The organism is Janibacter hoylei PVAS-1, from assembly GCF_004025845.1.
In the GTDB taxonomy this organism is placed as follows: Bacteria; Actinomycetota; Actinomycetes; order Actinomycetales; family Dermatophilaceae; genus Janibacter; species Janibacter hoylei.
The window spans coordinates 405,074-424,408 of record NZ_PIPF01000007.1 but is presented as its reverse complement, the minus strand read 5'-3'; the positions used below and the strand labels follow the sequence as shown (position 1 = coordinate 424,408).

Sequence of the window (19,335 nt, the reverse complement as noted above, 5' to 3'; positions counted from 1 at the left end):
GCGTCCGTCGATGGGCGGGGCGAGCTCACGGGAGGAGTCATGTGCGTGACTGCAGTGCTCGCGAGGAGCAAGGAGTCCGACCCGACTGGAGCCGCGTGGCTAGCATGTCCCCATGGTCGTCGGCTTGCGGAATGTCGTGCGTCTGGCAGCCTGCGTCGTGCTCCTGATGCTTCTTGCCGCGTGCGGGAGCATCCCGCAGGACCCTGACGGGACGCTCGACCGGGTGCGTTCATCGGGCGAGCTCCGGGTGGGTGTGTCCCACCACCCGCCGTGGACCGACGTGACGACGAGCCCGCCCTCCGGCTCCGAGGTGGAGATCATCACGGGATGGGCCGAATCACTCGGTGCCACGGTCGCCTGGCAGGTCGATGGTGAGGAGGCCCTCGTGGCCGCACTTGAGCGCGGTGACATCGATGTCCTCATCGGCGGTGTCACAGACCAGAGCGCATGGAGCTCGAAGGTCGGACTCACCCGGCCCTACGTCGAGGTCCCTGGTCCGGACGGACCACGCGCCCACGTGATGGCGGTCCCGGCCGGCGAGAACGCCGCGCAGTCCTCGCTCGAGCGGTGGCTCGACACCCACGGGAGGGCGCCGTGAGCACGCCGGGAGCGCTCTCCTTCGGGCGCACCCGGCTACCGGACGAGCAGGGCACGGCCCTGCGGCGGGCCATCCGGCTCGAGTGGGTGACCCTGGGGTACATGGCGACCTGCATCGTCGTGGTCTTTTTCGCGATGGGCAGCTCGCAGGCGATGAAGGCGGCCTGGGTGGAGGACATGCTCGCCCTCATCCCGCCGGTCGCCTTCCTGTTCGCGCAGCGGCGCGCCCGACGCCCGGTGGACGCCGAGCACCCCTACGGTCACCATCGCGCCGTCGGTGGTGGACACCTGGCAGCCGCGGTCGCCCTCCTGGGCATGGGCGTCTACCTCATCGTCGACTCGGCGATGGGTCTGCTGCACGGTGAGCACCCTCCGGTCGGGACCGTCGACCTCTTCGGACATGCGGTGTGGGCGGGCTGGGTGATGATCGCCGCGATGGCCTACACCGCCATCGGCCCCGTCGTCCTGGGACGGATGAAGCTGCCGCTCGCAGACACCTTGCACGACCGGGTCCTGTACAACGACGCGGACATGCAGAAGGCGGACTGGCGCACTGCGACCGGGACGATCGTCGGCGTCCTAGGCATCGGGGTCGGGCTGTGGTGGGCGGACGCGGTCGTCGCGATCGCGATCTCCATGTCGATCATCCGCGACGGGTGGACCAACGTGCGACACGCCTCGGGCGCGCTCATGGACGCCCAGGCCCGCACGGTGGACGGGACGCGACGCCACCCCCTGACCGAGCAGGTCGACGAGGCACTCGAGGAGATCGGGTGGGTGCACAGCAGCCACAGCCGCGTGCGCGACATGGGGCACGTCTTCCATGTGGAGAGCTTCGTCGTGCCGCACGCGGGTCACATCGCCGACATCGACGACCTCGAGCACGCCGCCCAGGTAGCGCGTGACCTCGACTGGAAGGTCGACGACGTCGTCATCGTCCCCGTTCGGCAGATCCCCGAGACCTTCACCCGCTGACGGGCGCGACCGCCATCGTCCCCGTCGCAGTCCTGCGCGGGACCCAGTGCAGGTGCCCACCGGCCGTGACGTCGGCACCCGGGTCGGCGGGCGGGTGACCTATGCCCCCGACACCGATCGAGGTCGACGCGTGGCCTGCGCGAGCACGAGGCCGCGACGGCGGTGGGGCTGTCCACGGGCTGGAGCCACGACCTGCCCGTCCCCTTGCCGCACGCCGGGTGCGTGGTGCTGGCCGACCAAGCACAGCTCGACCCGATGGAGCTGCTGCACGGTCTTGTCGCGGATCTGCGTGCCGCCGGTGGCCGGGTGGTCACCGGTCCGCGTCCAGCACGTCTCGGAGATCGGCCGGCCCACGGTGCGCTGGGACGGCGGTCGGATGTCGAGCGACACCATCGTCCTGGCCGAGGACCTGTCGACCGATGATTTGTCCGGTTTGCTGTGGCCGTTGTACGGCGCCCTCATCGCCAACCTCCAGGTCCTCATCGACGTCGTCGACGACGTGGCCACGGCGGAGCCGGTGCGCACCTGAGACTGCGAGACCGCGCGTCAGTCATGGCGCAGGGGTCGACCAGCTGCGATCGGCGCTGTGTGAAGGGCCTCGCGTTCGACTTCGTCCACGCGGACCTTCCGGGCATGGACCCCGGGAGCATCGACGTCAACATGGGTCGCGGCGTCCTGACCTTGACCGCTCACCGCTCCTCCCTGCACGAGCAAGAGGTCCAGTGGTTGACCAGTGAACGCTTCTCCGGCAGTTACCGGCGGCAGCTCACCTTCGGGGACGACATCGATCCCGATCAGGTGTCGGCCACCTACGACAACGGGGTCCTGACCGTCGTCCTGCCGGTGAACAAGCGATCGCTGCCGCGACAGATCTCGGTCGGGACACCTTCCTCCCAGCCGGTCGAAGTGGAGGCGTCCTCCGACCGGGGCGAGGAGTCGTCCAGCACCCGTGATCGCGAGAGTTCCACGTAGTCGACCCGCGATCCACGCGAAGAGCCCTGCACCCGTGCAGGGCTCTTCGCGTCGGGCAGGGCGAAGGTCACGGGAGGAGTCGGTGGATCTCCTGCAGCGCGGACTCGACGGTGTCCTCGAGGGCCTTCGCCGGGTCGTCGGAGCACTCCACCAGTCGGCTGCCCTCCTCGAACGCGGTCGACCACCCCAGGTACACCGTCCCCGCAGGGTGGCCGTCCTGGTCCTGCGGACCCCCGACACCCGTAGCGGAGACGGCGATGGTGGCGTCCGTCAGCTCACGCACCCCGCGCGCGAGTTCTTGGGCCGCGGCGCTCGATACGGGATCGAGTCCACGCGTCATGCCCAGGACGGTTGTCTTGACGTCGACGCTGTACGCGACGACGGCGCCCGCGAACCATTGACTGGCGTTCTGCCCCCGTCCCAAGCGCGCGGCGATGTTCCCGCTGGTCAGGGACTCGGCGACCGCGATCCGGGCGTCGGCGACCGCGGCGGCACGAGCGATCTCGTCGACGAGTTTGCCTGCGGAGGCGGAGGTCACGACCAAAACGCTAGTACGTCGATGGTGCTGGGGCGAGTGCTGCCGCGCAGTTCGCCAGAGACGGCTCAGATGTAGGAGTGCATCGGGCGGCCATTATCGGTACTGGGAGCTTTTGACCAACTCCGGTCTGCCTGCGCGAGGATGATCGCAGTCCGGGCTCGCCACCCTCACCCGATACGCGCACGCGGCGAGGACGAGCAACGGGTGACAATTTGAGAACGGCAGCAGGGCACATGGAGTTCTGCCGCCTCGTGCAGTGCCAGATCTCCCAGTACCCGGGGCTGATGCCGACAGGTGGCGAGAGGGGCTGACCGCTGCTTGCAGGTGACTTTCGGAACGAGATCTGTCGGTCGGCGCTCATCTCGGCCCGGCTCAGGTCCTGCTCCTTTGTCGTGCCCTCCTCGGCGCGCGGCGCGGCTGCCACCGCTGCCCCTTCGTCGTGGTCTCCTTGGGTGGCTCGGGTGCCGGGACTTCCGTTCATGACCTGCGGCATGACGTCGCCTCCATTGAAGACGACGGTGACACGACGCGCACGCCGGTTTTTACCGCTGTAGCAACGGGCTCGCTCTCTGAGTGGGTAGCCATGTTTACCCTGTCTGCACCGGAGCACAAACTGAGGGCCAGGATCCCCGATATTCCGGGGATCCTGGCCCTTGTCATGCCTCCGAAGATCAGATGTCGAAGTACATCTCGAACTCGTGCGGGTGGGGGCGCACCTGCAGGGGGAGCACCTCGTTCTCGTACTTCCACTGGATCCAGGTGTCGATGAGGTCCTGGGTGAAGACGTCGCCCTCGAGCAGGAACTCGTGGTCGGCCTCGAGGGCCTTGAGCACCTCGGGGAGCGAGGTCGGGACCTGCTCGATGGCCTCGTGCTCCTCCGGGGGCAGCTCGTAGAGGTCCTTGTCGACCGGCTCCGGGGGCTCGATGCGGTTCTTGATGCCGTCGATGCCGGCCATGAGCTGGGCGGCGAAGCACAGGTAGGGGTTGCTCGACGGGTCCGGGATGCGGAATTCGACGCGCTTGGCCTTGGGGGAGTTGCCCGCGATCGGGATGCGGATGCAGGCCGAGCGGTTGCGGGCCGAGTAGACGAGGTTGATCGGGGCCTCGAAGCCCGGGACCAGGCGGTGGTAGCTGTTGGCCGTCGGGTTGGTGAAGGCGAGCAGCGCGGGGGCGTGCTTGAGCAGACCACCGATGTACCAGCGGGCGATGTCGGACAGGCCGCCGTAGCCCTGCTCGTCGTAGAAGAGCGGCTCGCCGTCCTTCCACAGGGACTGGTGGGTGTGCATGCCCGAGCCGTTGTCGCCGAAGATCGGCTTCGGCATGAAGGTGGCCGTGCGGCCCTCCTGCCAGGCCGTGTTCTTGACGACGTACTTGAACTTCATGATGTCGTCGCCGGACTGCAGCAGGGTGTTGAACTTGTAGTTGATCTCCTGCTGACCCGCGGAGCCGACCTCGTGGTGGGCGCGCTCGACCTCGAGGCCGACGGTCTTCATGTTCAGGCAGATCTTGTCGCGCAGGTCGGCGAAGTGGTCCACCGGCGGCACGGGGAAGTAGCCGCCCTTCATGGCCGTCTTGTAGCCCTGGTTGCCGCCCTCCTCCTTGCGACCGGAGTTCCACTTGGCCTCGATCGAGTCGAGGAAGTAGTAGGAGCCCTGCGGCTGGGTGTCGAAGCGCACGTCGTCGAAGACGTAGAACTCGGCCTCGGCGCCGAAGTAGGCGGTGTCGGCGATGCCGGTCGACTTGAGGTAGGCCTCGGCCTTGGCCGCGACGTTGCGCGGGTCGCGGCTGTACTGCTCACCGGTGAAGGGGTCGACGATCGAGAAGTTGACGATGAGCGTCTTCTCCTCGCGGAAGGGGTCCAGGTAGGCGGTCTTGATGTCCGGGACGAGCTTCATGTCGGACTCGTGGATGGCCTGGAAGCCGCGGATCGAGGAGCCGTCGAACATCTGGCCCTCGGTGAAGAAGTCCTCGTCGATGGACTCGGCCGGCACGTTGAAGTGCTGCATGATGCCCGGCAGGTCGCAGAACCGGATGTCGACGAACTTGACGTCTTCGGCCTTGATGAACTCAAGAACCTCGTCAGGGGAGCTGAACAAACCATCCTCCTGGGGTGGGGCGGCAGGCCGCTCTGACCTGCCGCTTCAACTGTTGGTCAAACCCTAGGCGGGGCCGATTACCCGGCCATGACCCAAATGTTTCACCCGTGTTACACGAGACCGAGATCCCATGTGGTGAGACCGATCCTAGCCAGCGGCCGGTCCGGGCGGCGGGAGCGTCCACGGCTGGTCCACATAGGCTGCCCCGGTGAGCAGCACCACGCCCCGCCCCCAGCCCGCCCCGGACGACGAAGGGAGCACCGCCCCCTTCGGCCGTCGCGTCGTCGCCCTCGTCGTCGACTGGGTGGCCTGCCTGCTGATCACCAACGGCCTCATCGGCCGCCTCGTCGAGCTGAGCCCCGAGGCCTTCTCCTTCGTCCCGCTCGGCCTGCTCTTCGTGCTCAACCTCGTCGGCGTCACCCTCGGCGGGGCGACCTTCGGCCACCGCCTGCTCGGGCTTCGCGTCGCCGCCCTGCACGGCGGGTGGGTGACCCCCCTTCGCTCGGCGGTGCGGGCCGCGCTGCTGTGCCTCTTCATCCCCCCGCTCGTGACGGCGAAGGGGGACGGCCGCGGCCTCCACGACCTCGCCGCCGGCACCCGGGTGGTGCGCGCCACCGCTCCCTGACCGTCGGGGCGGAGCATGAGGGCTTCCTCATCTTCACTTCACGTTCACCTCACAGCGGCCCTGCACGGTGGTGCCCGTGACCACGACACCACGGCGCCGCATCGCCTTCTACTCCCACGACACCCAGGGGCTAGGCCACATCCGCCGCAACCTCGCCCTCGCCGGGGCGATCGTCGCGGCCGACCCGCGCACCGACGTCCTCGTGCTCACCGGCGCACCGCAGGCGACCTCGCTGCCGCTGCCGCCCCACACCGAGGTCATCACCGTGCCGACGGTGGCCAAGGACAGCGACGGGGGATACGCCGCCGCCACCTTCGCCATGGACCTCGACGCGCTGCTCACCCTGCGCTCCAACGTCATCACCACGGCACTCACGAGCTTCGCCCCCGATGTCGTCGTCGTGGACAAGGTCGCCCGCGGTCTCGACGGTGAGCTCGAGCAGGCGCTCGAGGCGCTGCACGCCGTCCGAGGGCACACCACCGGCGCCCGCCCCCGCGTCGTCCTCGGCCTGCGCGACATCCTTGACGACCCGCTGACCGCGGCCCGCGAGTGGCGCTCGTCCCGCACGACGCAGGCGATCCGCGACCACTACGACGAGGTCTGGGTCTACGGCGACAGTGACGTCGTCGACGTCGTCGCCGACTACGAGCTGCCGCCCACCGTCGCCCGCCGGGTCCGCTACACCGGCTACCTCGTTGACGGGCGGTCCGAGGGGCTCATCCCGCCCCGCGACGAACCACCCGCCGGCCCCGTGCCGCGCCCCTACGTCCTGTGCATGGTCGGCGGCGGGCAGGACGGCTACGACACCGCCCTCGCCTTCGCCCACGCGACCTACCCGACCGGTCGGACCGGCGTCATCATCACCGGCCCGTACATGCAGCCCTCCCTGCGCCTGCGGCTGCAGGAGATCGCCGACGGCTGTGACGACCTCGTCGTGCGCGAGTTCGTCACCGACGCCGTCGAGCTCGTCGCCGGCGCCGACGCGGTCGTCTCCATGGGCGGCTACAACACTGTGTGCGAGGTGCTCACGGGCAACGTGCCCGCGCTCATCGTCCCGAGGGTGCGCCCCCGCCAGGAGCAGCTCGTGCGCGCCGACCGGCTGAGCGGTCTCGGCCTCGTCGACGCGCTGCACCCCGAACTCGTCACGCCGCACGCGCTCGCCGGCTGGCTCGAGCAGGCGACGGGGGCCCCCTTCGTCCGGGACCGGCAGACCATCGCGCTCGGCGGGCTGCGCCGGGTGCCCCACCTGCTCACCCGGCTCCACCGCACCGCCGCGACCCACGCCGCCGACCTCGAGGAGGCCAGCTGATGTCCACGCCCACCCCGCGCGTCGGGTACGTGCTGAAGATGTACCCGCGCTTCTCCGAGACCTTCATCGTCCACGAGATCCTCCAGCAGGAGGCCCTCGGCACCCACGTCGAGATCTTCTCGCTGCGGCTGCCGATCGACGGGCGCTTCCACGAGCTGCTCGCCCGGGTGCAGGCGCCCGTCACCTACCTCTCCCGCGAGCACAAGGCCAGCCTCTTCTGGTCCGGGCTGCGGGCCGCAGCAGCCGAGGTGCCGCAGGTCGCCGACCACCTCGACGAGCTGCTCGCCGCACCCGAGGACGTCGCCCTGGCCGCCGTCGAGCTTGCCGGCGCGGTGCGCCGCTCGGGGCTGGAGCACCTGCACGCGCACTTCGGCTCGATCGCCGCCGACGTCGCCCGGATCGCCGCGCGCCTCACGGGCATCACGTGGTCCTTCACGGCGCACGCCAAGGACATCTTCCACGAGGAGGTCGTGCCCGCCGAGCTGGCCACCAAGCTGCGCGAGGCGCACACGACCGTGACCGTGAGCGAGTACAACCGGCGCCACCTGCAGCGCGAGTTCGGCGCCGCCGCCGACCGGGTCACCCGGCTGTACAACAGCGTCGACCTGCAGGCCTTCCCCTTCGCGACGAAGGGGGAGACCGCCGGCCCCGACCGCATCGCCGCCGTCGGACGGCTCGTGGAGAAGAAGGGCTTCGGTGACCTGCTCACCGCCGTCGCCGAGCTCGTCGGCGCCGGCAGGGACGTGCACGTCGACCTCGTCGGCACCGGCCCCCTCGAGGCGACGCTGCGCGAGCGCATCGGCGAGCTCGGGCTGGGCGACGTCGTGACGATGCACGGCGCGCTCCCGCAGTCCCGGGTCCGTGAGATCGTCGCTGCCGCGGACGTCTTCGCCGCCCCGTGCGTCGTCGGCGCCGACGGCAACCGTGACGGCCTGCCCACCGTGCTCCTCGAGGCCCTGGCGCTCGGCACGCCGTGCGTCTCGACCCCCGTCACCGGCATCCCCGAGATCGTGCGCCACGAGGAGACCGGGCTGCTCGCCCCCGAGAGCGACCCCGCGGCGCTCGGGCAGGCCATCGCCCGCGTCCTCGACGACCCCGAGACCGCGGCCGGGTGGGCTCGGGCCGCGCGCCGCCTGCTCGAGGCGGACTTCGACTTCCGCGACCACGCCCGGGAGCTGCAGGGGATCTTCGCCGCCGCCATCGCCTCCCAGGACGACCGCATTTACCTAGGGAAATGCGCATCCGAGGGCGGGAGCGCGGTCGCATGAGGCGCGTCGCCTACGTGTGCGCCGACCCCGGCGTCCCCGTCTTCGGGCACAAGGGAGCCTCCGTCCACGTGCAGGCCGTCGTGCGCGAGCTCCTCCGCCGCGGCGGCGAGGTGCACCTCATCGCCGCCCGCGTCGGGGGCGACCTGCCCCGCGGCCTCGATGGTGTCGTCCTGCACGAGCTGCCCCGCACCACCGGGGAGCCTGGCGCCGAGCGTGAGGCGTCGGCGCGGCGGTCCGCGTACGCGGCGGCCGACCTGCTCGAGCAGCTGCACCGGGAGGACCCGCTCGATCTCGTCTACGAGCGCTACTCGCTGTGGTCGCCGGCGGCCATGGCCTGGGCCCGGCAGCGGGCCGTCGCCAGCGTGCTCGAGGTCAACGCGCCGCTCGTCGACGAGCAGGCCGAGCACCGGGTGCTCGCCGACCGCGATGGCGCCGTAGGCATCGCGACGGCCGCCTTCGACGCCGCAGGGTCGGTCGTCACCGTCTCCGCGCCCGTCGCCCGCTGGGTCACCGAGCGCACCGACAACACCGCCGTGCACGTCGTGCCCAACGGCGTGGACACGCGCTTCATCCGACCTGCAGCCCACAGCGGGCGAAGGGGGGAGCAGCCCCCCTTCGTCATCGGCTTCGTCGGCACGCTCAAGCCCTGGCACGGGGTGGAGGTGCTCGTCGAGGCCTTCGCCCGGGTGGCGCGTACCGACCCGCACGCACGCCTGCGGCTCGTCGGCGACGGCCCGCGGCGCACGGGGCTGGCCGAGTTGGCTCGCGAGCTGGGCGTCGTCGACCGCGTCGACCTCGTCGGCGCGGTGGCCCCCGAGGACATGCCCGCCGAGCTCGCCGCGATGGACATCGCCGTGGCGCCCTACCCGCGGCTGCCCGACTTCTACTTCTCGCCGCTCAAGCTCTACGAGTACCTCGCCGCCGGGCTCCCCGTCGTCGCCAGCGACATCGGTCCTTGCCCCGGCATCCTCGACGACGGTGGCCTCGGCGTCCTCGTGCGGCCCGGTGACCCGGCCGAGCTGGCCGCCGCTCTCGCCGGCCTGCGCCGGGACCCGACGATGCGCGCCGAGCTCGGCCGGGCCGGGCGCCGGGCCGCGGAGGACCGGCACGACTGGAGCCTGGTCGTCGCGCGCATCCTCGACACGGTCCCCGCCCCGCGCACCTCGCTCGCCGACGACCTGTGGGGGCAGACCGCGTGAGCGACTCACCCCTGCGCAAGGTGCGCCGGCCCGAGGGTCTGCGCGAGGCGCTGCCCGGGCTGCGGCGTCTCGTGCCGCACGTGCGACCGCACCTGCGCCGGCAGCGGACCCTCATCGCCGGCGGCGGCGCCGCGATGGCACTCGAGGTCGTCATGCGCCTGCTCGAGCCGTGGCCGCTGAAGTTCGTCATCGACGGCGTCATCGGCCACCTCGGCGCCGACCTGCACCAGGGCCAGCCCGACGACCTGCAGCAGGTCCTCGTGCTCGCCTGCCTCGGCCTGCTCGTCGTCGTCCTGCTCCGGGCCGCAGCCAGCTACGGCATGACCGTCTGCTTCGCGCTCGCGGGCAACCGGCTGCTCACGGCCGTGCGCGCCGATGCCTTCGCGCACCTGCAGCGCCTGTCGCTGTCCTTCCACGACCGGGCCCGCACGGGTGACCTCGTCCAGCGCATCACGAGCGACGTCGGCCGGCTCAAGGAGGTGGCCGTGACCGCCGCGCTCCCGCTCGCCGGCAACGTCCTCACCCTCGTCGCGATGCTCGTCGTCGTCTTCGTGCTCGACTGGCAGCTCGCGCTGTGCATGCTCGTCGTCTTCCCCGTCTTCGTCCTCACCGGACGCAGCGCCACCCGCCGCATCCACACCGTCTCGCGCAAGCAGCGCAAGGCCGAGGGCCACCTCGCGACCCTCGCCACCGAGACCCTCGGGTCGATGAAGGTCGTGCAGGCCTACACGCTCGAGAGCGAGATGCAGAGCCGCTTCGCGTCGGACAACGTCAAGACGCTCAAGGACGGGGTCAAGGCGAAGAAGCTCTCCGCCGGGCTCGAGCGGTCCACCGACGTGCTCGTCGGCCTGGCGACGGCCCTCGTCCTCTACGTCGGGGCCCAGCGCGTGCTCGCCGGCGCGCTCACTCCCGGTGAGCTCGTCGTCTTCATCACCTATCTCAAGGCGGCCTTCAAGCCGATGCGCGATCTCGCGAAGTACACCGGGCGCATCGCCCAGGCCGCGGCCTCCGCAGAGCGCGTCGTCGACCTGCTCGACACCGAGCCCACCGTGCGCGACGCCTCGTGGGCCACACCCGGCCGGCGGGTCGCCGGCCACGTCGAGCTCGAGGACGTCTGGCTCTCGTACGTGCCGGGTCACCCGGTGCTGCGTGGCGTGAGCCTGCGGATCCACCCGGGGGAGCGGGTCGCCGTCGTCGGCCCCTCCGGCGCGGGCAAGTCCTCGCTCGCCGGGCTGCTGCTGCGCATGCACGACCCGGACTCCGGGACGGTGCGCCTCGACGGGTGGGACCTGCAGGACCTCACGGTCCACGGCGTGCGCAGCCAGGTCGCGGTGGTGCTCCAGGAGAGCCTGCTCTTCGCCACGACGATCCGCGACAACATCGCGATGGGCGCTCCCGAGGGGGCGGCCGAGGTCACCGAGGAGCGGGTCGTCGCCGCCGCTCGTGCCGCCGGTGCCCACGACTTCATCACTGCCCTGCCACAGGGCTACGACACGGTCGTCTCCGAGCGGGGGAGCACGCTCTCGGGAGGGCAGCGGCAACGCATCGCGATCGCTCGGGCGGTCGTCCGCGACGCGCCCGTCGTCATCCTCGACGAGGCGACAGTCGGCCTCGACGGCGAGACCGAGGTCGAGGTCACCGCGGCGCTCGACCGGCTGACGGCCGGTCGCACGACGATCGTCATCACCCACGACCTCGACGCGGCCCGGTCCGCCGACCGCATCGTCTGGGTCGACGCCGGTCGCGTCACCGACGTCGGCCGCCCCGACGAGGTGCTGGCCCGTCATGCCGGCGAGCTCGACGACGCCCTCCGGCCACGCCACGAAGGGGGTGTCGCCAGTGCTGTCGGCAGCTGAGGCCCACGAGCGGTTGGTCGTCGCCGACCTCGGCCTGCCGGGTCTGCCCGGGCTGCTCGAGCCCGCCGTGCTCGCTGAGCAGCTGGGCGGCCCGACGACGAGGTCGTACCTGCGCTACAAGCCCGGTACGAGCGCCGTCGCCCTGCTCGACGTCGCCGGCCGGCCCGTGATCGCGCACGCCTGGGGCAACGCCGCGCCCGACAAACGGGGCAAGGCCCTGCGCCACGTGACTCCGGGCGAGGTGCTGCTCGATGCCCCCGAGGTGGGGCTGCTCGTCGTCGACGCACGCACCGATCGCCGCCTGCCCGCGCTCCGTCGCCTCGTCCGCACGGGTGACCTCGCCGACTGGCTCTCCGGGGCCGGGCATCCGGTCGCCACCGACGCGAGCCCGCAGACCCTGGCCCACAAGCCGGCCCGGCGATGGGTCGGTCGGCTGCCGCGAGCCGAGGGAGCGGGCCACGTGGTGCTGCGCGCGTACGCCCGCCGCGGGTACGACGACGCGCTCGCCGCCCACGCACGCGTCCGGCCGGACCATGCGCCCTCCCTGCGACTGCCGCGCGTGCTCGCCACCCACCGGCGCGGCCTCATCGCCCTCGAGCACCTGCCCGGTCGCACCCTTGACAGCGACGTCTCCGTCGCGGCCGTACGGCGCCTGGGAGCCTGCCTCGGCGAGCTGCACGCCACCGGACGTGCCGACGTCGCCCCGGAGCGGGCCATGGACGGCCCCGGTGTCGACGCCCTCGCGCCGGTGCTCGGCGCGCACGTCGACCTCGTACACCACGTGGCCGAGGTGGCGCGGGGCTCCCTTCGTACCGGGCCGGGAGCCCTGCTGCACGGCGACCTCTCGCTCGACCAGGTCGTCGCGGACGGCCACGACCTCGGGCTCATCGACCTCGACCGGGTCCGTCTCGGCAACCCGCTCGACGACGTGGCGAGCCTGCTCGCGGCCGCTGCCCTGACCCGGCTCGCCACGCCCGGCGCCGAGGGCGCTGCCGGACTCGTGGCCCGCCTCCGCGAGCCCCTGCTCGCCGGCCACGCCAGCACCTGGTCGGGGCCGGCCACCGACGACCTGGGCCCACGCACCGCACTCGCCCTGCTGTCGAGGGCAGCGGAGCCCTTCAGGTCCGGCCACCCCCGCTGGCCCGACCTGACGGCCGATCTCATCGCGCTCGCTGCGGAGCAGGCCGGTCTGCAGGTGGCGGCATGACCCCCTTCGACGAGGTCCGGCGCACGGTGACCGGCCACGGTCTCGAGCTCGTCCGGGCTCACCCGCGCCGTGATCGCCTGCACCTCGACCTACGGGGCCCCGACCGGCAGCGGGTCATCGGTCAGTGGATCGACGATGCCACCGAGGCCACGCGGGTCGCCGACGCCACCCCCGGCCGCGTCGAGCGCCTCGGGTCCCGCCTGGTGCTCCAGCACGACGGGGCCGACCGGCGACTGCCTGCTCTGGCCGACCTCGTCGCAGGCGGGGCCGAGCTCGTCGTGCACCGCCCCGAGCGGCGCGCGGTCGTGCGGTACCAGCGCGGCGATGGGTACGTCTACACCAAGGTCGTGCGCCCAAGCCGCACCGCCGAGCTCGTCCGCCGGGTGCGCGCAGCCGCCGCCGTCCCCGGCCTCTCGGCCCCCGAGGTCACCCAGTGGGACGAGGCCGGCGGCACGATCGTGCTGACCACCCTGCCCGGGCAGACCCTGCACGACCTGCTGACAGGGGTTGTCCCTGCGGTCGTGGCCACGGAGGTGGGACGAGCTGTGCGCACCCTGCACTCGGCGGCGACCGCGCCGGACGGGACGACCACCCACGACCTCGCAGCCGAGGTGGACGCCACGCGTGCGCTGCTCGATCTCGCGCGCACGCATCGCGCCCTGCAGCCCCGAGAGGCGCTCGTGGTGGACCGGCGGATCGCCGCGGCCGCGGCCACGATCGCCGCCCTCGCCCGACCGGCTGCACCGTCGCTGCTGCACCGCGACCTCCACGACAAGCAGCTGCTCGTCGACGGCGCATCGATCGGGATGCTCGACGTCGACACCCTGGGTCTCGGGGACCCGGCCCTCGACCTCGGCAACCTCCTGGCCCACCTCGACCTGCGGGTGCGCCAGGGCTGGACGCAGCGGGAGACCGCGGCTGCGGTTGAGCAGGGGGTGCTCGACGGGTACGTGCCCGACGACCGGACCCGCGCCGCGACCGCCGGCTACCGCGCCCTCGCGGCGGCGCGGCTGGAGGCGCTCTACGCCTTCCGTCCGGGGGACCTGCCGGGCGGGGGTCAGCCCGCGAAGTAGGTGCGCGCCACGCGCGCCAGGTCGAGCAGGTCGCTCGTGCCGGCGAGCTCGCGCGCCGAGTGCATCGACAGGATCGGGATGCCGACGTCGACGGTGCGGATCCCCAGGCGGGTCGCGGTGATCGGGCCGATCGTCGACCCGCACGGCACGGTGTTGTTGGAGACGAAGTCCTGGCTGTGCACACCGGACGCCTCGCACCAGCCGCGCCAGGCCGCCGCGCCGACACCATCGCTCGCGTAGCGCTGGTTGGCGTTGAGCTTGAGGATCGGGCCGGACCCGAGCACGGGCCGCACGTGCGGGTCGTGCTTGCCGGGGTAGTTGGGGTGCACCGAGTGCCCGACGTCGCTCGAGATGCACCACGACGACGCGAGCGCCCGCAGCCGGTCGCCGCGGTCGGCGCCGAGGGAGATGCCGATGCGCTCGAGCACCTCCTCGAGGAAGGGGCCGCCCGCGCCGGTGCGCGAGGCCGAGCCGACCTCCTCGTGGTCGAAGACGGCGAGCATCGGGATGTGGTCGGCGCCCAGGTCGTCGCCGACCTCGGCCAGCGCCACCGTGCCCGCGTGCGCGCTCGCGAGGTCGTCGAGACGACCCGCGGCGAAGAAGACGTCGTCCCGGCCGAAGACGGCACCACGGGCGGAGTCGGCCGTCACGAGGTCGTATCCGCGCACCCGGGCCGCGTCGACACCGACGCGGTCGGCGAGCTCGGCGATCAGGTCCGCTGACTCGGCGGCACCCACGCCCCACACGGGCTGGGTGTGGACCTGTCGGTCGAGGGTGAGGCGCTCGTTGACCTCGCGGTCGAGGTGGATCGCCAGCTGGGGCAGCCGCAGCAGCGGGCCGGAGTCGGCGAGCACCTCGGTGCCGTCCTCGAGGACGAGTCGACCGGCCAGCCGCAGTTCACGGTCCAGCCAGGAGTTGACCAGCGGCCCGCCGTAGACCTCGACGCCGGCCTGCAGCCAGCCGAGGTGGCCGGTGGTCGGCTGGGGCTTGAGCTTGAAGCCGGGGGAGTCGCTGTGGGCGCCGAAGACGCGCACCGGGGTCGTCGGGCCGGCGCTCGTCGGCACGGCCCACGCGATGACCGCGCCCTCGCGCACGACGACGTAGCGACCCGGCTCCTGCGGCCAGGCGTCGCTCTCGTGGAGGGAGGTGAAGCCGGCGTCGAGCAGCCGGCGGGCCACCTCGGCGGCCGCGTGATAGCTCGAGGGGGAGGCGTCGACGAAGTCGGCGAGGTCCTCGGCGTGGGTGGTCGTGGCTGCGGGCACGGGTGCTCTCCCGGGGGTCGGCGGTGGTGGCGCCGCGGGCCGGCGCCGCGGGTGGGTCAGCGGCCGCGCAGGGCGCTGCGGTTCATCCGGGCGCGCGACGGGTCAACCCCGGCGGGGACACCCTGACGGATCCCGGGGAGGGACTTCAGCCGCTTGTTGACGACCGACATCTCCTCCTTCGACAGCTCCGGGCGCAGCTTGGTGAGGGTCATGCGGATCTTGCGGGGGGCCAGCTCGCCCTCGCCGCTGCCGACGATGAAGGTGTGGACCGGGACGCCGGGGGCGACGCGGGCGACCTTCTTGGTCTCCTTGGCGAAGAGCTTGTCGACGCGGTGCTTGGGGCCCTCGCCGAGCAGGACGATGCCCGGGCGGCCGAGGGCGCGGAAGACGACGGCGGCCGTGGCGATCTCGCTCGGCTTGGTGGCGTCGGCGGCGACCGGCTCCTGGTCGTAGTACCAGCCGCGGCGCAGCGCGGACAGGCCGCCGATGGAGGCACCGCGCTGGCCCTCCATCTGGGCGAAGGCGGCCCGCTCACCCCGTCGCGACAGCACGATCATCGCGGCGAGCGCGGCGAAGGGGAGCGCGACGAGCAGCGAGGCGATGACGTGCCCGAAGATCAGGCCGATGAGCGCACCGACCGCCAGCACGACGACGAAGCCGAGCAGCATCCACAGGCCGACCTGCGGGTCGAGCTGCTTGACCGTCCGGTAGACGGAGGCGATGCGCTTGAAGGGGTTCTCGCGCTTCGGCTTGGAGGGGGTGTCGCTCTTGCTGGCCATGGGGGGAGAGTCTAGTTCCTCGCGAAGGGGGTGGCGTCAGCCGTCGGTGCCGGTGGCCGGCTGGTCGAGGATCGCCTGGGCTCGGCTCTTGGCGACGAGCGTCGCCGCCTCCTGGCGGGCCGGCTCGTCGATGGCCGCCTCGAGGTGCGACAGGTGCTCCGGGACCGCGCGGCCCCACTTGCGCATCGCCGTCGCGTAGAGGCGACCGGCCCGGTAGCTCGAGCGCACGAGCGGCCCGGCCATGACGCCCTTGAAGCCGATCGCCTCGGCGAGCTCGCTCCAGTGGACGAACTCCTCGGGCTTGACCCACCGGTCGATCGGGTGGTGCAGCTTGGAGGGGCGCAGGTACTGGGTGATCGTGAGGATGTCGCAGCCCGCCTCGTGCAGGTCGCGGATCGCCTCCTCGATCTCGTGGTCCTCCTCACCCATCCCGAGGATGAGGTTGGACTTGGTGACCAGCTCGGCCTCGCGGGCCATGGAGAGCACCTTGAGGGACTTCTCGTAGGTGAAGGCCGGGCGGATCTTGCGGAAGATGCGCGGCACGGTCTCGAGGTTGTGGGCGAAGACCTCGGGGCGGGCGTCGAAGACCTGGCCGACGAGCTCGGGCTTGGCCCCGAAGTCGGGCGGGAGGATCTCGACACCGGTCGTGGGGTTGAGCTCGTGGATCGCGCGGATCGTCTCCGCGTAGAGCGCGGCGGCACCGTCGGGCTGGTCGTCGCGGGCGACGCCGGTGACGGTGGAGTAGCGCAGGCCCATCTCGCGGACGGACTCGGCGACGCGGCGCGGCTCGTCCATGTCGAGCGAGGTGGGGCGGCCGGTCGCGATGTCGCAGAAGTCGCAGCGCCGGGTGCACACGTCACCGCCGATGAGGAAGGTCGCCTCGCGGTCCTCCCAGCACTCGAAGATGTTGGGGCAGCCCGCCTCCTGGCAGACCGTGTGCAGGCCAGCGCCACTGACGCGGCCACGCATCTGGTTGTACTCGGGGCCCATCTTGGCGGTGGTCCGGATCCACTCCGGCTTGCGCTCGATGGGGGTCTCGGCGTTGCGCGCCTCGACGCGCAGCAGACGACGTCCTTCGGGTGCGACGGTCACGCAGCTCTCCTGGCAGTGTCGGTGGTCCGGAGGGTGTCCGGAGTCACTCCAGACTACGCCTCGGCGGGGACGGCTCCTGCAGCCCCCTTCGTCAGCGGCAGGTCCTGCGTCATGACCTCGAGCAGGTGTGCCTTGGCCGAAGGGAGGATGTCGGCGACGGTGATGTCACGACCGGTCTCGAGGGCGAGGGTCGAGACGTCGGCATCGGGGATCCCGCACGGGACGATCGTCTGCGTCCACGACAGGTCGCAGTCGACGTTGAGGCTGAAGCCGTGCATCGCCACGTCGCGGGAGACGCGGATGCCGATCTGGCCGAGCTTGCGGTCGCGGGTCTCGTCGGTGCCGGGGACCCAGATGCCCGAGCGGCCCGGGACGCGGGTGGCGGTGACGCCGACGTCGGCGGCCACGCGGATCATCATCTCCTCGAGCCGGCGCACGTGGGCGATGACGTCGCGGCGACCCGGGAGGTGCGCGATGGGGTAGCCGACGAGCTGGCCGGGGCCGTGCCAGGTGATCTTGCCGCCCCGGTCGACGTCGATGACGGGGGTGCCGTCCATCGGTCGCTCGTGGGGCTCGGTGCGCTTGCCGGCGGTGTAGACGGCGGTGTGCTCGAGCAGCAGGGTCGTGTCCTCGAGCTCACCGGCGACGACCGCGGCGTGCACCTGCTTCTGGTGCTCCCAGGCGGTCAGGTAGTCGACGGTGTCGGGGGCGAAGCCCAGCTCCTCGAAACGCATCCGGCCAGCCTACGCCGCGCCCCCTGTGGAGAACTCCGCGGACGGATCGGCGATCTGCGCCATGGTGACGGCATGGACGAGATCCCGCCGCAGGTGCCCGGCTACCGGCTGACCCGGGTGATCGGGGTCGGCTCGAGCGCCACCGTGTGGCGAGGGCGTCGGGTCGACGACGACGAGCTCGTCGCGGTCAAGGTGCTGGCTGCGGGCAGCGAGGACGAGGTGGTGCGGGAGTACGCGCTGCTGCAGCAGACCGCCGCCGAGCACGTGGTCGCCCTGCACGAGACCGTCGACGTCGAGACCGAGCACGGCCCGAGCACCGCCCTCGTCCTCGAGTACCTCGCCGGCGGCAGCCTCGGTCGGGTCGTCGCCGAGCGCGGTCACCTCACCGTCGGCGAGACGGTCACGGTCATCGCGCCGGTCGCGCAGGCCCTCGCCGGCCTGCACGACCTCGGTGTCGTCCACGGGGACCTCAGCCCGGGCAACGTGCTGCTCGACTCGACGGGTCGCCCGGCCATCGGTGACCTCGGCTGCTCCCGGCTCACCGGCGAGGCGCCCGGCGACGTGCACGGCACCGACGGTCACGTCGCCCCGGAGGTGCTCGAAGGGAGCGACCCCACCCGGGCGAGCGATGTCCACGCCCTCGGGGCGCTCGCCTGGCTGTGCCTCGTCGGGGAGCCGCCGGGGCACATCGCCGAGCGGGCCGAGCTGGGTGACCTCGTGCCGGACGCCCCGGAGCTCGTCGCGGTCGTGGAGTCGTGCCTGTCGACCGACCCTGATGCGCGGCCCGAGGCCGACGAGGTGGCCCGTGGCGTCTTCGACGCCGCGCCTGCCGAGCCGTTGCGGATGACGTCGACGGGCGACGTGGCGAGCAGCCTGACCCGTCGGCTGCGCGAGTCGGCGGCCGACGACGAGGTGCACGTACCGCAGTGGCAGGAGGAGCTCGTCGCCGCGCCGGAGGCACCACCGAGCCGCCGGTGGTGGCAGCGACGGGAGCGGGAGGGTCAGGAGGACGAGCGACCCCGGTCCACGGGAGGGCGCCACGCCGCGCCCCGTCGTCGGCGGGACGAGCCGATCGACCTGACCCGGGACGTGGAGCCCACGACCGAAGGGAGTGAACCCCGGGCCATCGCCCGGCTTGCCGCGGGTGCGGGCGCCGGCTCGCGCCGCCCGGCCGTCGTCGTGGCCTGCGGGTTGGCGCTCGCCCTCGTCGTGCTCGTGCCGTGGCGTCAGCTCGCCACTGCCGAAGGGGGGAGCGGGCCGGGCCACCCGGCCAACGCCGTGAGCACCCGGTCGCAGCCGTCGGAGACTCCCGGTGGGCCCCGCGCGGGTGTGCAGACCGACCGGGCGGCGACCCGCGAGTCGCCGGTGCTGCTCGCGCAGGAGCTGACCTCGCTGCGCCGGCAGGTGGTCGTCGAGCGTGACCGGGCTGCCGTCGAGCGGCTCGACGTGCCGGGCTCGCCTGCTCGGGAGGCGGACCTCGCCCTGCTGGACGAGCTGCAGCGGACGGGCGAGCGCTACCGCGGGGTGACGATGACGGTGCGATCGGCTCGGCTGCAGCGCACCTCGGGGGTCAGGGCCGTCCTGCGGGTCGTCGTCGACGAGTCCGCCTATGAGGTGGTCTCGGCCGAGGGGGAGCGCACGCCCCGCCCGGGGCGGCGTGGGCAGCGGGTCGACCTCGTGCTCGCCTGGCACGACGACGCGTGGCGGGTGCGAGATGTCCGGGCTGTGGCGGACTGAGGGGTCCGCGGCACCC

General features: G+C 72.2%; 18 protein-coding genes. 12 read left to right on the top strand and 6 right to left on the bottom strand.

The window, feature by feature from the left end; all coding sequences use genetic code 11:
- Positions 1–112 precede the first annotated feature (112 nt).
- From CWN80_RS08900 to CWN80_RS08885, 4 genes are all read left to right on the top strand, one after another.
- Positions 113–598 carry a transporter substrate-binding domain-containing protein gene (locus CWN80_RS08900; protein ID WP_007929064.1) on the top strand — a complete coding sequence of 162 codons (486 nt, stop codon included), beginning with the start codon at positions 113–115 and terminating at the stop codon, positions 596–598.
- Positions 595–1,572, top strand: a complete 978-nt coding sequence (locus tag CWN80_RS08895; protein WP_007929066.1) for a cation diffusion facilitator family transporter — start codon at positions 595–597, stop codon at positions 1,570–1,572. Before CWN80_RS08900 ends, CWN80_RS08895 begins: the two co-directional genes overlap by 4 nt.
- 274 nt (positions 1,573–1,846) lie before the next feature.
- Positions 1,847–2,101 carry a hypothetical protein gene (locus tag CWN80_RS08890; RefSeq protein WP_128277150.1) on the top strand — a complete coding sequence of 85 codons (255 nt, stop codon included), beginning with the start codon at positions 1,847–1,849 and terminating at the stop codon, positions 2,099–2,101.
- A 59-nt stretch (positions 2,102–2,160) separates the two neighbouring features.
- Positions 2,161–2,544, top strand: a complete 384-nt coding sequence (locus tag CWN80_RS08885) for an Hsp20/alpha crystallin family protein (protein WP_007929070.1) — start codon at positions 2,161–2,163, stop codon at positions 2,542–2,544.
- Between the two features lie 67 nt (positions 2,545–2,611).
- Here CWN80_RS08885 and CWN80_RS08880 read toward each other — a convergent pair whose 3' ends face one another.
- Entirely contained in the window at positions 2,612–3,082 is a 471-nt protein-coding gene (locus CWN80_RS08880) for a CinA family protein (RefSeq protein WP_007929071.1), read from the bottom strand.
- A gap of 671 nt (positions 3,083–3,753) precedes the next feature.
- Positions 3,754–5,178, bottom strand: coding sequence for a type I glutamate--ammonia ligase (gene glnA / locus CWN80_RS08875; protein ID WP_114201355.1), 1,425 nt, complete (start codon positions 5,176–5,178; stop codon positions 3,754–3,756).
- A gap of 208 nt (positions 5,179–5,386) precedes the next feature.
- Between glnA and CWN80_RS08870 the strand changes: the two genes are divergently transcribed.
- The 7 genes from CWN80_RS08870 to CWN80_RS08840 all read left to right on the top strand — a co-directional run bounded on the left by CWN80_RS08870 (position 5,387) and on the right by CWN80_RS08840 (position 13,715).
- On the top strand, positions 5,387–5,803 hold the full coding sequence (locus tag CWN80_RS08870; RefSeq protein WP_007929075.1) for an RDD family protein: 417 nt from the start codon (positions 5,387–5,389) through the stop codon (positions 5,801–5,803).
- A 76-nt stretch (positions 5,804–5,879) separates the two neighbouring features.
- Positions 5,880–7,112, top strand: coding sequence for a glycosyltransferase family protein (locus CWN80_RS08865; protein ID WP_128277149.1), 1,233 nt, complete (start codon positions 5,880–5,882; stop codon positions 7,110–7,112).
- Positions 7,112–8,380 carry a glycosyltransferase family 4 protein gene (locus CWN80_RS08860; protein WP_007929077.1) on the top strand — a complete coding sequence of 423 codons (1,269 nt, stop codon included), beginning with the start codon at positions 7,112–7,114 and terminating at the stop codon, positions 8,378–8,380. Before CWN80_RS08865 ends, CWN80_RS08860 begins: the two co-directional genes overlap by 1 nt.
- Positions 8,377–9,579, top strand: coding sequence for a glycosyltransferase family 4 protein (locus tag CWN80_RS08855; RefSeq protein WP_040881604.1), 1,203 nt, complete (start codon positions 8,377–8,379; stop codon positions 9,577–9,579). Before CWN80_RS08860 ends, CWN80_RS08855 begins: the two co-directional genes overlap by 4 nt.
- A complete protein-coding gene (locus tag CWN80_RS08850; protein WP_238148146.1) occupies positions 9,576–11,435 on the top strand; it encodes an ABC transporter ATP-binding protein in 1,860 nt (619 codons plus the stop codon). Before CWN80_RS08855 ends, CWN80_RS08850 begins: the two co-directional genes overlap by 4 nt.
- Complete coding sequence (locus tag CWN80_RS08845) at positions 11,419–12,642, top strand: phosphotransferase (protein ID WP_157986920.1); 1,224 nt, start codon at positions 11,419–11,421, stop codon at positions 12,640–12,642. Before CWN80_RS08850 ends, CWN80_RS08845 begins: the two co-directional genes overlap by 17 nt.
- A complete protein-coding gene (locus CWN80_RS08840) occupies positions 12,639–13,715 on the top strand; it encodes a phosphotransferase family protein (RefSeq protein ID WP_007929082.1) in 1,077 nt (358 codons plus the stop codon). The genes CWN80_RS08845 and CWN80_RS08840 overlap by 4 nt, the downstream gene beginning before the upstream one ends.
- Here CWN80_RS08840 and CWN80_RS08835 read toward each other — a convergent pair.
- Genes CWN80_RS08835 through lipB form a run of 4 tightly spaced genes read right to left on the bottom strand, consistent with a single transcriptional unit; the run spans position 13,700 to position 17,582 of the window.
- Entirely contained in the window at positions 13,700–14,977 is a 1,278-nt protein-coding gene (locus tag CWN80_RS08835; RefSeq protein WP_007929083.1) for a M18 family aminopeptidase, read from the bottom strand. The two genes, CWN80_RS08840 and CWN80_RS08835, sit on opposite strands and share 16 nt — an antisense overlap.
- A gap of 56 nt (positions 14,978–15,033) precedes the next feature.
- Positions 15,034–15,756: a DUF4191 domain-containing protein gene (locus CWN80_RS08830; protein ID WP_128277148.1), complete on the bottom strand. Its 723-nt coding sequence runs from the start codon at positions 15,754–15,756 to the stop codon at positions 15,034–15,036.
- 36 nt (positions 15,757–15,792) lie between these two features.
- The gene (lipA, locus tag CWN80_RS08825; protein WP_128277147.1) at positions 15,793–16,848 is read right to left on the bottom strand and encodes a lipoyl synthase; all 1,056 of its coding nucleotides are present in this window, start codon (positions 16,846–16,848) and stop codon (positions 15,793–15,795) included.
- Positions 16,849–16,901: 53 nt separating this feature from the next.
- Positions 16,902–17,582 carry a lipoyl(octanoyl) transferase LipB gene (gene lipB, locus CWN80_RS08820; RefSeq protein ID WP_007929087.1) on the bottom strand — a complete coding sequence of 227 codons (681 nt, stop codon included), beginning with the start codon at positions 17,580–17,582 and terminating at the stop codon, positions 16,902–16,904.
- 72 nt (positions 17,583–17,654) lie between these two features.
- Between lipB and CWN80_RS08815 the strand changes: the two genes are divergently transcribed.
- Positions 17,655–19,319: a serine/threonine-protein kinase gene (locus CWN80_RS08815; protein WP_007929089.1), complete on the top strand. Its 1,665-nt coding sequence runs from the start codon at positions 17,655–17,657 to the stop codon at positions 19,317–19,319.
- Positions 19,320–19,335 lie beyond the last annotated feature (16 nt).